General features: G+C 33.1%; 15 protein-coding genes and 3 pseudogenes. 17 read left to right on the top strand and 1 reads right to left on the bottom strand.

The genetic code is table 11. The features are described 5' to 3' along the window. Nucleotides 1-189 precede the first annotated feature (189 nt). The 13 genes and pseudogenes from JCM14822_RS13110 to JCM14822_RS25085 all read left to right on the top strand — a co-directional run bounded on the left by JCM14822_RS13110 (nucleotide 190) and on the right by JCM14822_RS25085 (nucleotide 9,099). On the top strand, nucleotides 190-828 hold the full coding sequence (locus tag JCM14822_RS13110; protein ID WP_054742832.1) for an MBL fold metallo-hydrolase: 639 nt from the start codon (nucleotides 190-192) through the stop codon (nucleotides 826-828). Nucleotides 829-869: 41 nt separating this feature from the next. Beyond that, on the top strand, nucleotides 870-2,168 hold the full coding sequence (hemZ, locus tag JCM14822_RS13105) for a coproporphyrinogen dehydrogenase HemZ (RefSeq protein ID WP_054742831.1): 1,299 nt from the start codon (nucleotides 870-872) through the stop codon (nucleotides 2,166-2,168). Between the two features lie 377 nt (nucleotides 2,169-2,545). Beyond that, nucleotides 2,546-2,719 (top strand): hypothetical protein, encoded by a 174-nt coding sequence (locus tag JCM14822_RS20400; RefSeq protein ID WP_157047758.1) that lies wholly within the window; start codon nucleotides 2,546-2,548, stop codon nucleotides 2,717-2,719. A 30-nt stretch (nucleotides 2,720-2,749) separates the two neighbouring features. Continuing rightward, nucleotides 2,750-3,313, top strand: a pseudogene (locus tag JCM14822_RS13100) (stage V sporulation protein AA); the annotation flags it as partial. Further along, the gene (locus tag JCM14822_RS13095; RefSeq protein WP_054742829.1) at nucleotides 3,313-3,753 is read left to right on the top strand and encodes a stage V sporulation protein AB; all 441 of its coding nucleotides are present in this window, start codon (nucleotides 3,313-3,315) and stop codon (nucleotides 3,751-3,753) included. The pseudogene JCM14822_RS13100 and the gene JCM14822_RS13095, both read left to right, overlap by 1 nt. An 87-nt stretch (nucleotides 3,754-3,840) precedes the next feature. Continuing rightward, nucleotides 3,841-4,214: pseudogene (locus JCM14822_RS25090) on the top strand (SpoVA/SpoVAEb family sporulation membrane protein). A gap of 10 nt (nucleotides 4,215-4,224) precedes the next feature. Further along, entirely contained in the window at nucleotides 4,225-5,229 is a 1,005-nt protein-coding gene (gene spoVAD / locus JCM14822_RS13085) for a stage V sporulation protein AD (RefSeq protein WP_054742828.1), read from the top strand. Between the two features lie 12 nt (nucleotides 5,230-5,241). Next, nucleotides 5,242-5,616: a stage V sporulation protein AE gene (gene spoVAE / locus JCM14822_RS13080; RefSeq protein ID WP_054742827.1), complete on the top strand. Its 375-nt coding sequence runs from the start codon at nucleotides 5,242-5,244 to the stop codon at nucleotides 5,614-5,616. A 226-nt stretch (nucleotides 5,617-5,842) separates the two neighbouring features. Further along, nucleotides 5,843-6,328: an Lrp/AsnC family transcriptional regulator gene (locus JCM14822_RS13075; RefSeq protein WP_054742826.1), complete on the top strand. Its 486-nt coding sequence runs from the start codon at nucleotides 5,843-5,845 to the stop codon at nucleotides 6,326-6,328. Continuing rightward, a complete protein-coding gene (locus JCM14822_RS13070; RefSeq protein ID WP_083461444.1) occupies nucleotides 6,325-7,494 on the top strand; it encodes an aminotransferase class I/II-fold pyridoxal phosphate-dependent enzyme in 1,170 nt (389 codons plus the stop codon). The genes JCM14822_RS13075 and JCM14822_RS13070 overlap by 4 nt, the downstream gene beginning before the upstream one ends. Nucleotides 7,495-8,213: 719 nt before the next feature. Then, nucleotides 8,214-8,489, top strand: a complete 276-nt coding sequence (locus JCM14822_RS13065) for a hypothetical protein (RefSeq protein ID WP_054742825.1) — start codon at nucleotides 8,214-8,216, stop codon at nucleotides 8,487-8,489. Nucleotides 8,490-8,502: 13 nt separating this feature from the next. Next, a pseudogene (locus tag JCM14822_RS25400) lies at nucleotides 8,503-8,703 on the top strand (IS982 family transposase); the annotation flags it as partial. Nucleotides 8,704-8,835: 132 nt separating this feature from the next. After that, nucleotides 8,836-9,099, top strand: a complete 264-nt coding sequence (locus JCM14822_RS25085) for a transposase (RefSeq protein ID WP_083461446.1) — start codon at nucleotides 8,836-8,838, stop codon at nucleotides 9,097-9,099. A gap of 74 nt (nucleotides 9,100-9,173) precedes the next feature. Here the strand turns inward: JCM14822_RS25085 and JCM14822_RS13060 are convergent, their stop codons facing one another. Further along, the gene (locus JCM14822_RS13060) at nucleotides 9,174-9,608 is read right to left on the bottom strand and encodes a transcriptional regulator PerR (RefSeq protein WP_054742824.1); all 435 of its coding nucleotides are present in this window, start codon (nucleotides 9,606-9,608) and stop codon (nucleotides 9,174-9,176) included. A gap of 175 nt (nucleotides 9,609-9,783) precedes the next feature. Here JCM14822_RS13060 and JCM14822_RS13055 point away from each other — a divergent pair, with 175 nt between their 5' ends. From JCM14822_RS13055 to JCM14822_RS13040, 4 genes are all read left to right on the top strand, one after another. After that, nucleotides 9,784-10,149 (top strand): arsenate reductase family protein, encoded by a 366-nt coding sequence (locus JCM14822_RS13055; RefSeq protein ID WP_054742823.1) that lies wholly within the window; start codon nucleotides 9,784-9,786, stop codon nucleotides 10,147-10,149. 133 nt (nucleotides 10,150-10,282) lie between these two features. Further along, nucleotides 10,283-10,528 (top strand): polysaccharide deacetylase family protein, encoded by a 246-nt coding sequence (locus JCM14822_RS25080; protein ID WP_054742822.1) that lies wholly within the window; start codon nucleotides 10,283-10,285, stop codon nucleotides 10,526-10,528. Next, on the top strand, nucleotides 10,504-11,004 hold the full coding sequence (locus JCM14822_RS13045; RefSeq protein WP_054742821.1) for a polysaccharide deacetylase family protein: 501 nt from the start codon (nucleotides 10,504-10,506) through the stop codon (nucleotides 11,002-11,004). Before JCM14822_RS25080 ends, JCM14822_RS13045 begins: the two co-directional genes overlap by 25 nt. A 2-nt stretch (nucleotides 11,005-11,006) precedes the next feature. Beyond that, entirely contained in the window at nucleotides 11,007-11,210 is a 204-nt protein-coding gene (locus tag JCM14822_RS13040; protein ID WP_054742820.1) for a CDIF630_02480 family spore surface protein, read from the top strand. The last annotated feature ends 47 nt before the right edge of the window (nucleotides 11,211-11,257 follow it).

The following is an 11,257-nucleotide window of genomic DNA, read 5'->3' as shown; positions in this document are numbered from 1 at the left end:
TATATTATTATTATAATTATTTTTTGTGGAAAAATAATAGATAAAATTTATATAAAATAATAAATATTAGGGCAAGTCATAATAGAATGTAGTAAATGATGTATCAGAATAATAAAAAGCTATTTTTATGGTAAAAATAGAAGGCACATAGTATAATAATGTGATAAGACAAGATAACGGAGGTTAACTATGATTGTAAATATGACAGTAGGTATGATACAAGAGCATACATACTTCTTTATAGATGAAACAACAAAACATGGATTTATTGTGGATCCAGGTGATGAAGGGAAACGTATTTTAAAATATATTCAGCAAGAAGGATTTGTAATTGAAAAAATCCTTATTACACATGGACATTTTGATCATATTGGTGCGGTAAGTTATTTAAGAGAAGCTTTAAATGTACCAGTTGTGATTCACACTGAAGGAAAAAAATATCTTGAAGATGCTAGTTTAAATCTTTCATTTTCATTCCAAGGTGCTTTTACATTAAAAGCAGATGAGTATGTAAATGAAGGGGATGAAATCACATTAGCGGCTAATCCAGAAATGAAACTTACAGTAATTCATGTACCTGGGCATACTTTAGATGGTGTGGCATTTTATTCATCCAAAGAAAATGTAGCTTTTGTAGGGGATATTATTTTTGAAGGATCAGTAGGTAGAAGTGACTTCCCAGGTGGAAATGGGGCATTATTATTACAAGGCATTCGTGAAAAAATCTTTATATTACCAGATGAAACAGTTTTATGTCCAGGACATGGTGAGCCAACAACTGTAGGGAAAGAAAAGGCAACAAATCCTTATTTTAATATGGATTTGTAAAAATTTTACAAATTAAAACAACAAAAGAAGAGAGTGGAAAAGTGATTGAATTAAAATGTGTGGGACATTTGGCTGAATATGAAATTACCAATGTCATTAATTTATTTGAACCCTATACAAATAAAGATTATAAATTAGAAGCAATATTTGATTCACCAGTAGCGACAGCTATTTTATTTGAAGGTGATAAAGAGATTTTTAGAGCTGCGTTTACAGTAACAGTAACTGAAGATGAGCTTAAAAACAAAAAGATAATGAAACAAGGCCTCAAAAAAGCGGTTTATAAAGTATTAAATCTTGCAACAGGCAAAGAAATGCCATGGGGAAGCTTAACAGGTATTAGACCAACGAAGCTTGTTCATGAACAGTTTAAACATAACCGTAGCGATGAAGAAATCGCAAGATATATGCAAGAGGAATATTTTGTAACTTCTGGCAAATGTGACATGATGATTAAAGTGGCTAAGGCAGAACGTGAAATCTTAGCTAAAAATAAACCTGAAGAAGTTAGTTTATATATAGGTATTCCATTTTGCCCAACGCGCTGCGTATACTGCTCATTTACAGCGTATTCTTTAAAAGTAAAAGGTAACTTAGTAGATGCTTATTTAGAAGCACTTTGCAAAGAAATCACAGCAGTAGCCCAAATGAAAAAAGATGCGACAATCCGTAGTTTATATATTGGTGGAGGAACTCCGACAAGCTTAAATGAACAGCAGCTTGAATGTCTTTTAAAACATGTAGCAGCTAGCTTTGATCTTTCTCAAATAGAAGAATATACGATAGAAGCGGGACGCCCAGATACTATTACAAAAGATAAGTTGCGTATTATGAAAGAACAAGGTGTAAGCCGTATTTCTATTAATCCACAAAGTATGCGTCAAAAAACATTAGATGTTATTGGTAGAGCCCATAGTGCAGAAGATATTAAACGTGTATTTAATGAAGCAAGAGAACTTGGACATACTGAAATCAATATGGATATGATTTTAGGACTTCCAGGAGAGACAGTAGAGGATGTAGCTTATACTTTAGAAGAGCTTGGTAAATTAGGACCAGAAAACATTACAGTGCATACAATGGCCATTAAACGTGCTTCAAGACTTCGTGAAGAACTTCGCGAAAGTGAAGGTAATGTGATTTTAACACAAGGTGAAGTTATTCAGCAGATGTTAAATCTATGTGAAGAAAAGATGGTACAATTAGGGCTTGAACCATATTATATGTACCGTCAAAAAAATATGCTTGGTAATTTCGAAAATGTAGGCTATGCAAAACCAGGTACAGAATGTGTTTATAACATTGAGATTATGGAAGAAAAACAAAGCATTATGCTTTAGGTGCAGGGGCTATTACAAAGTTTGTATATAGTGACCTTGCCCGCATTGAACGTGTAGCCAATGTAAAAAGCTTAGAAGATTATATTAACCGTATTGATGAAATGATTGAGCGCAAAAAAGTTGGTTTCTATAATCAAGATAATAATATTTAAAATAAAAATAATGACTAACTATTTTGCAGTTAGTCATTATTTTTTGCTTTTATTTCAAAATGATAAGTGTATTATCAGTTGTATATTTATAATGTGATGCTTAAATGCATAGGGGAGAGGAGTAATGTAAGAGTGGAAAATAAACGATGTGATTCGTAGGAATAATTCAGATATAAAAGGTAAAACTATCAATAAGTTATGCAATGTTTTTTTGGAGGTAAGATGATGAAAAAGAAAGCATTTATTATTACGTTAATTGGGCTTGTGCTCATTAGTGGTTGTTTAACTTATATGTATTTGGGAAACAGTCATAAGGCTGAGTATAAAAATGGTGTATTTGTAGAAGGGGGAAATCACTATGGATATGCAAAAGTGTACGGTTTATGTAAGAGCTTATGAACGTACGATTATTGAAAATCAAAAAAAGTAAAAATAGGTGAAATAGCAGATATAGCAGCACCGCCTATAGTGAGGAAGAAAGTAGAGGATATGCAGATTTATAGTATTCCGGATACAGAGCATAAAGGTAAATTTGTACTGACTATTATAGATATTATTAATAAGATTTGGAGTCAATATCCTAATGCGGATGTACAAAGTGTAGGTGACTCGGATGTGGTTATCGAGTACCATCCAGAGAAAACAAAGCCTAATGCGGTTTTAGAATGGTGCAAGGTTATTGGTGTAGCCATTATTGTTTTTGCAGGGGCATTAGTTGCGATTATGACTTATAATACGGATACTTCTTTAGGAGAAACCTTTATTATTATTAACCGAATCTTTACTGGTAAAGAAGTTAAGCAGCCTAATATTATTACTGTGCCTTATGCCATAGGTATTGCTACTGGTGTTATTTATTTCTTCAATCATTTAGGTAGAAAGAAAATTACAGAAGATCCAAGTCCTATGCAAATAGAGATTGCCATGTATGAAAGAGATGCAGAGGATACAGAAATTGCTAATTTAACGGACAAAAGGAGAGGTGAACCTTAATGCGGGAAACATTTACTATCTTGCCTAGAATATTAATTGGGCTTGGGGCGGGTGGTATGCTAGCAGGTGGGGTTGTCGCGTTTATTAGTGTTATTGGTATTGTACCGCTTATGAGTTATCGTACCAAAACAGAGCATTATGCAATTTTTTATGAAAATGCTATTGCAGCAGGAGGAATAATAGGTGCGGTTTTATCTATGTGGCCTATAGAAATCAAAATACCTGCATTTTTTCTTACTGTTTTTGGATTTGCAGCAGGAAATTTTGCGGGGGTACTGATTATTGCACTTGCAGAAGTTTTAGATGTTATGCCAATTATGAATCGGCGTGTTAAATTGAAAAAAGGTATAGCACTTATTGTATATGCTTTTGCGGCAGGTAAACTTGTAGGGGCATTATATTATTACTTATATCCTATATTTTTAGAACTTATTGATTAAAGGAGCATAAAGCATTATGGCAAATATGAATCAATTTAAAAGCGAGTATCAGAATATTGTAGACCAGAATACACCGAAAAATAATGTATGGAAAAATTCTATAAGCGCTTTTTTATGGGTGGAATTATTTGTATTATTGGTCAAACTTTTATTAACGTTTATATGTACTTTGGACTTTCTTTTGAAGAATCAAGTACATTAAGTACGATTACACTTATACTCATTAGTGCCCTTTTAACGGCTTTTAATGTATATGATAACCTTGGAAAGGTTGGTGGTGCAGGAGCCTTATTCCCATTACTGGATTTGCCAACTCTATGGTAGCGTCTGCCATGGAATATAAAAAAGAAGGTTTTATTTATGGTATGGGTGCCAAGCTTTTTACAATTGCAGGACCTGTTATCATTTATGGCACTATAGCTAGTGTTGTAATTGGGATTATATATTACTTTGTGAAATAGGAGATAAACAATGGGACATATAGGAAAGCAAACAGTTGTATATAAAACGCCACCGGTTATTATTAATGCGTATTCAAGCGCAGGCCCTAAAGAACAGCAAGGTCCACTTGGAGAATATTTTGATAATAAATTACCGGATGAACTTTTGGGACAAGATTCATGGGAAAAAGCAGAAGCACATATGATACAGCAAACGGTACAAGGATTATTAGATCGGGCATGTAAATTGCCTAGTGATATTCAATATATATTTGCAGGAGATTTGCAAAATCAAGTTGTAGCCAGTACCTTTGGATTAAAAGATTTTAATATTCCCTTTTTTGGGCTTTATGGAGCATGTTCTACTATGGGTGAATCTATGAGTCTAGCTAGTATGTTGATTGCAGGTGGCATGGCAGATTTAGTCATTGCAGGAACCAGCAGTCATTATTGTGCAGCAGAGAAGCAATTTAGGTTTCCACTAGAATATGCAGGACAACGCACTGTGGCACAACATTGGACCGTAACGGGAAGCGGATTTGTATTACTTTCAAGAAATGGAGAAGGCCCTAAAATAACGGCTATTACTACAGGAAAAATCGTTGACCTTGGCATTACGGATACTTTTAATATGGGAGCAGCTATGGCGCCAGCGGCTGTGGATACCATTTTAACCCATTTAGAAGATACCAATCAGAAGCCTAGTGATTTTGATGCTATTTTTACTGGAGACTTAGGAAACTGGGGAGTAGCTATTGCTAATGAACTGGCTCGAAAGTCAGGTGTAAATCTTAGCCCGATTCTAAATGATTGTGGGAAGATGATTTTTGATGATAAAAGACAAGAAACCGACGCAGGAGGCAGTGGCTGTGGATGTAGTGCTTCTGTATTTGCTGGTTATATATATAAACAAATGTTAAAGCATAAGCTAAAAAAAATATTGCTTGTGCCAACAGGAGCCCTAATGAGTCCGGGGAGTAGCCAGCAAGGTAATACAATTCCAGGAATTGCGCATGCAGTATGTATTGAGATGTAACAGGAGGAGAGTATGGAACTATTTATAGAATATGTAAAGTGTTTTGTGGTAGGTGGATTGATTTGTGTTATAGGTCAAGTAATTTTAGATCGTACAAAATTAACAACAGGTCAGATTATGATTATATTTTTACTGGCAGGGGCTTTTTTACAAGCTATAGGTGTTTATCAATCGATTGTTGATTTTGCAGGAGCAGGGGCGACGGTACCTATTTCGGGCTTTGGTTATGCCTTAGCTAAAGGTGGTATGGAAGAAGTTGGTGGAAGCGGGTTAATGGGCGCTTTCGCAGGTGGGATAAAAGCCACAGCGCCAGGAATTACAGCGGCCATTGTATTTGGTTATCTAGTTGCTTTATGTTCGAATCCAAAGAGTAAACCATTTAAATAAAATGATTTTATATAAGATTCAAATATTTAGTAGAAGGTTATAACAATAGCAGGATTTAGTGGATATAGCCTTCTATTTTTGTGGAAATAATTTCAAGGCATAGTAATAATCTGCTATTAATGTGAATAAAATATGAATTAAATGTAGAAAAAAATCATTTTTTAGTGGTATATTATTAGGAAAGTTATTATAATATATTTTATATCAGTCAGGAGGAGATGTTACTATGAAAAAGCAAATTTTAGAAGTCTTAGAAAAAAACAGTAAATATACTGCGGAAGAGATAGCCGTTATGCTTGGGCTAGAAACTGAAGATGTACGAGCCGCCATTGGGGAGTTAGAAGATGCACAAGTAATTTGTGGGTATAATACGTTAATTAACTGGGATCATTTAGAAGAAAATGACGTGGTAACAGCTCTTATTGAAGTAAAAGTAACACCACAACGTGGTGAGGGCTTTGATAAGGTGGCAGAACGTATTTACAAATTTAAAGAAGTAAAAGCTGTATATTTAATGTCTGGTGGATTTGATTTTACTGTCATTATTGAAGGTAAAACAATGAAACAAGTTGCATTATTTGTAGGTCAAAAACTTGCACCACTTGAAGCTGTATTAAGTACATCAACACATTTTGTACTTAAAAAATATAAAGATTATGGTGTTGTTTTTGAAAATGTAAAAAAAGATGAAAGGATGATTGTGTCACCATGATAAATTATGAAGAACTAATGGTAAAGAGAATTCAATATGTACCACCTTCTGGAATTAGAAAATTTTTTGATATTGCTAATGAGATGGGAGATGCTATTTCATTAGGTGTAGGGGAACCTGATTTTGATACACCTTGGCATATTCGAGAAGAAGCAATTTATACATTAGAAAAAGGGAAAACTATTTATACGGCTAATGCAGGTCTACTTGATCTTAGAAAAGAAATCTGTGCTTATATGAAGAGAAGATTTGATCTTACATATAGCCCAGCAAAACAAACTTTAGTAACAGTAGGAGGAAGTGAAGGAATTGACCTTGCCCTTCGTATATTACTTGAGCTTGGTGATGAAGTACTTATTCCAGAGCCTTGTTATGTAGCTTATGCACCATGTGTTATTTTCACAGGAGCAACACCAGTGGCTATTCCAACTAAAGCAGAAAATAAATTTAAATTAACACCGGAAGAACTTAATCAGTACATAACACCAAAGACAAAAGCACTGATTCTTCCTTATCCTAACAACCCAACTGGGGCAATTATGGAACAAGAAGACCTAGAAAAAATAGCAGATGTTCTTAGAGAAAAAAATATCATTGTAATCTCTGATGAAATTTATGCCGAACTTACTTATGGTAAAAAGCATGTTTCTATTGCAAGTATTCCAGGAATGTATGAAAGAACAATTGTACTTAGTGGATTCTCTAAAACTTATGCTATGACAGGGTGGCGTTTAGGATATGCATTAGGACCTGAACCACTTATTGGGCTTATGACTAAGATGCATCAATTTGCAATTATGTGTGCACCTACAACAAGTCAATATGCAGCAGTTGAAGCAATGCGTAACGGGGATGAAGATGTAAGGGAAATGAGAAAGTCATATGATCAGAGAAGACGTTTTATGATTGAAAGTTTCTATAAAATGGGGTTAGATTGTTTTGAACCAGAAGGTGCATTTTATGTATTCCCTAGTATTCAAAAAACAGGCATGACAAGTGAAGAGTTCTGTAAAGTACTATTACAAGAAGAAAAAGTTGCCGTTGTACCAGGTAGTGCATTTGGTAAATCTGGTGAAGGTTTTGTAAGATGTTCATATGCTTATTCAATTGAAGAACTTAAAGAAGCATTAACACGTATCGCAAGATTTGTATCTAAGAGAATATAAGAATAAATAATAAAAAGAGATACTACAAAAATTTGGTTCGTACTCAACTTTGGGTATTTTAAAGATGGCTCGACAAAAAAGTGGTATTTTTGAATGCCATTTTTTGTTGAGCTATTTCCTATGTTTTTATGTTTTGATAGACTGATATTATATCAGCGAAAGGTAACATTATAAATGAAATACAAAGAATTAAATCTAAATCATGTAAAGCTATTTGTCCAAATTGTGGAGAGACGAGTAGCTTTTTCATGCTATATATGTTCGTAAAATACAAGCGGTGCCTATACATTTAAAAACAACCTATCTTCATGTTACTGCCTATAAATATAAATGCCTCAATGAATCCTGTGAAACAAAAGTAATTATGGCAACACTTTCATTTGCATCTGCTTCCCAGGTAAGAATAACTGAACTCATATCTCTTATTTTAGCTGTTTCAATCTTTCTTAATAATGAGGGAGCTAGCAAAGTACTTCTTGTTGCACGTGATTGAGCAAGTGCTTATGCTAAGGCAATTAATGAAATATTGCCTACATGTACTCAAGTGGCAGACCGATTTCATTTACTTCAAAATTTAATCAATCGTATAAGGATTTATTTAAGATGGAATTACCTAAAGAGATATTTATAAAAGATGGCAAGAGCTTGGAGGTAGAAATACTAAAGTTATTGCAGATGAATTCCATATAAATTTAGTTACTGCACGAAAATATGTTCAGATGACAGAAGAGGATATCCGTTTATTAGAACCCCCTAAAAATTATAAAAAAAGAAAGACAGTAGTTGATGATTATCTAAATATTATCTGTAAAATACTTTATGATAAAATAGATTCTGCCGTCATTTTATCATATGTCTTACGAATGAGCTATGATGGGAATTTAAAGACATTAGAAAACTATATCCCAGTATTTGCTAAAAATAACTTTAATAATGCATTCCATATAAATTGGGCATATAAAACAGAATACCCTAAGAAACTTATTACAGTTTAAGGCTTCATGCTGCAGTTACTATCGAAGACGTATAGAAACTACATTCTTGCAGCTAGCAGAACAATTCCATATCAATGAGGTATTAGCCAATTCAATGAGTGGCTTAAAAGCAAGGATTCAAAGTAAAATTTTAGGGCATAACATCGCATATTTCATGAACAAATGCCTTGGTAATAAAGAAACTGGACAGATTAAGCATTTAATATTTGGATAAATAGACCTTGGCATAATTATTTTAGGGATTATACTAAGGTCTATTTATAAGTTGAGATAATCTAGCACATGTCGTTATAATAGTTTTTATACGATACTTATGGGAAAAGTCTCCAATCAATTAGATTGATTTATTAAAGCGTATGAAACATTTTATATTAAAGGTTTTGTAGAAGGCATAAAAAAAGATATCGACCCGATTAAGAATGCGATATCTCATAACCTAAGTAGTGGACTTGTTGAAGGAAACAACAACAAATTCAAACTCGTTAAACGTATTTTATATGGTAGATCCAATTTAGTCAACCTTTTTAAGTTGAAATGTTATGTAACATTTCAACTTAAAAGTACGAACTTTAGTTTACAAAAACTACTAAAGGTGAATGCATTATATTAACACATTCACCTTTAGTAAAGTAGGTGCACTTATCCAAAGTTGAGTAAGAACCAAAAATTTTGTAATATCTCTTTTTAACATTTAATTAAGATTCTTTTTTTCTGACATGTTGGGCAAAGTCCATAGAAATATATTTGTTCGCCTGTAAGTTTGAATCCACTTGTGTTTTCTACTTCTTCTCTAAGGGAAATTACTTGAGTTAGTAATGGCATGTCTACAACTTCTTTACAATTTACACATTGGATATGAAGATGGGGTGTGATATTTGCATCATAGCGATAGCTATCTTCTCCTAAGTTAAGTTGTTGAATAAGTCTATGCTGAACAAATGAATCTAAAGTTTTATAAACAGTTGCAAGGCTCATAGTTGGATGCTCTTCGCGTAAACTATTATAAATTGTTTCTGCACTCGGGTGAACCTTTGTGTTACGAAGCATTTTAAAAATAGAAAGACGTTGAGGCGTAACTTTGAGCTGATGTTCTTTAAGAATAGCTGTTAATTCTAACATAAGTCACCTCTTTGATGATAATAATTATTAATTAAATTATATTCTATAATAAAAAAAAATACAAGTGAAAAATAATAGTTACAATAAAATGGGGAAATATGCATTTTAATGATTGCTTAAGGGAAGTATGTAATGTAAATTAAAATTATTACAATGATAATAAAAGGAGAATAAAATGGCAGTATTATTTTTACATTATCCCAAATGTACAACCTGTAAACATGCACTGAAATATTTAAAGGATCATGATGTGAATGTAAAGGAACGTCATATTGTGGAAGAAAATCCAACAGAAGAAGAACTTAAGATTTGGATTGCTAAAAGTGGTTTAGAATTTAAAAAGTTCTTTAATACAAGTGGACTTATTTATAAAGAACTCGGTTTAAAATATAAGATAAAGGAGATGAGCATGGATGAAGCAGTTAAACTGTTGGCTACTAATGGGATGCTTGTCAAAAGACCTTTATTAATTACTGAAGAACAGGTTTTAGTTGGTTTCAAGGAACCAGCTTATGAAGCTGTACTTACTAGCTTAAAATAAGAAAAGGGCTACTATGCAATTGTTTGAAACAAAATGCACAGTGGTCTTTTTTATTTGCAAACTAAGTATGTTATTAAAAAAATGCTTATACTAAATTGTGGATAGAAATATAGGCTAAGTAAGGGATGAAAATATGAAAAAAAGGAAAAGTCTAATCCATATACTTGTTTTTATATTGTGTGTAATTTTAAGTGTGCCAAGTATATTCACCAAGGAAACACAATCTAAAGCAGTAGATGAACGTAAGGTGCTTTATTTGACTTTTGATGATGGACCTAGCGAGTATACTGAAAGGCTCTTGGATTTATTAGACAAACATCATATGAAGGCAACTTTTTTTATGCTTAAAGAAGTATGGAAAATTATCCTGGGTCCGTAAAACGTATGAGAGATGAGGGACATGGTATTGGACTTCATGGGGTATCTCATGAAAAAAACATTTTTTACAATGGGACAAGAGGGCCTCTTAAGGAAATGGAGTATGCTAATAGTGCATTAGAGAAAATTGTAGGTTGTAGAACGATGCTCATTCGTACGCCTTATGGGAGTTATCCTTATTTATCAACAGCCCAGCTTAAAACATTAACAAGTCATGAATATATCATATGGGACTGGAATATTGATTCTAGAGACTGGTCTTATCGTAATCCACAAAAAACATATTGTGCAACCATCAAATTAATGAATACATGTCAGAAGCAGCCTAAAGTTATTTTGTTCCATGACATTTCACATGTATTAGAAACAATGGAATTATTTATTGATTGGATGGAGGAAAAAGGTTATACCTCAGAGGCAATTACGCCACAATTAAACCCTGTAAGATTAGGACAAAATAAAAGGAAAGGAAGATAAGTATGATGAATATGAAAAGTTTAAAAAGTGAGGCTTTAGATGGGAAGAATAATAAGCGTTTAAATAGTACAGTTTGTACCCATGAAGAGTGTACAGAAGCAAGGGCAAATATCGCATATGAACTTACACATTCACATGTAACTATTCCATCAGAAGCAGATGTAATGAATAATAAAGAATGGGTAGATGATGGTAGTAAATTGTAAAAATGACAAAGTTTAATCCTGGTAAATAAAGGATTAAAACTTTGTTT

It is taken from the genome of Cellulosilyticum ruminicola JCM 14822, assembly GCF_001311925.1.
GTDB classification, from domain to species: Bacteria; Bacillota; Clostridia; order Lachnospirales; family Cellulosilyticaceae; genus Cellulosilyticum; species Cellulosilyticum ruminicola.
Note: the sequence above shows the minus strand (reverse complement) of the source record. Positions and strands in the feature narration are given on the sequence as shown.

What these genes read in the sequence shown, in the direction of transcription:
- JCM14822_RS13110 (WP_054742832.1), top strand. Translation starts at nt 190, where the DNA reads ATGATTGTAAATATGACAGTAGGTATGATACAAGAGCATACATACTTC.
- JCM14822_RS20400 (WP_157047758.1), top strand. Translation starts at nt 2,546, where the DNA reads ATGAAAAAGAAAGCATTTATTATTACGTTAATTGGGCTTGTGCTCATT.
- JCM14822_RS13095 (WP_054742829.1), top strand. Translation starts at nt 3,313, where the DNA reads ATGCGGGAAACATTTACTATCTTGCCTAGAATATTAATTGGGCTTGGG.
- spoVAD (WP_054742828.1), top strand. Translation starts at nt 4,225, where the DNA reads ATGGGACATATAGGAAAGCAAACAGTTGTATATAAAACGCCACCGGTT.
- spoVAE (WP_054742827.1), top strand. Translation starts at nt 5,242, where the DNA reads ATGGAACTATTTATAGAATATGTAAAGTGTTTTGTGGTAGGTGGATTG.
- JCM14822_RS13075 (WP_054742826.1), top strand. Translation starts at nt 5,843, where the DNA reads ATGAAAAAGCAAATTTTAGAAGTCTTAGAAAAAAACAGTAAATATACT.
- JCM14822_RS13070 (WP_083461444.1), top strand. Translation starts at nt 6,325, where the DNA reads ATGATAAATTATGAAGAACTAATGGTAAAGAGAATTCAATATGTACCA.
- JCM14822_RS13065 (WP_054742825.1), top strand. Translation starts at nt 8,214, where the DNA reads ATGACAGAAGAGGATATCCGTTTATTAGAACCCCCTAAAAATTATAAA.
- JCM14822_RS13060 (WP_054742824.1), bottom strand. Translation starts at nt 9,608, where the DNA reads ATGTTAGAATTAACAGCTATTCTTAAAGAACATCAGCTCAAAGTTACG.
- JCM14822_RS13055 (WP_054742823.1), top strand. Translation starts at nt 9,784, where the DNA reads ATGGCAGTATTATTTTTACATTATCCCAAATGTACAACCTGTAAACAT.
- JCM14822_RS25080 (WP_054742822.1), top strand. Translation starts at nt 10,283, where the DNA reads ATGAAAAAAAGGAAAAGTCTAATCCATATACTTGTTTTTATATTGTGT.
- JCM14822_RS13045 (WP_054742821.1), top strand. Translation starts at nt 10,504, where the DNA reads ATGGAAAATTATCCTGGGTCCGTAAAACGTATGAGAGATGAGGGACAT.
- JCM14822_RS13040 (WP_054742820.1), top strand. Translation starts at nt 11,007, where the DNA reads ATGATGAATATGAAAAGTTTAAAAAGTGAGGCTTTAGATGGGAAGAAT.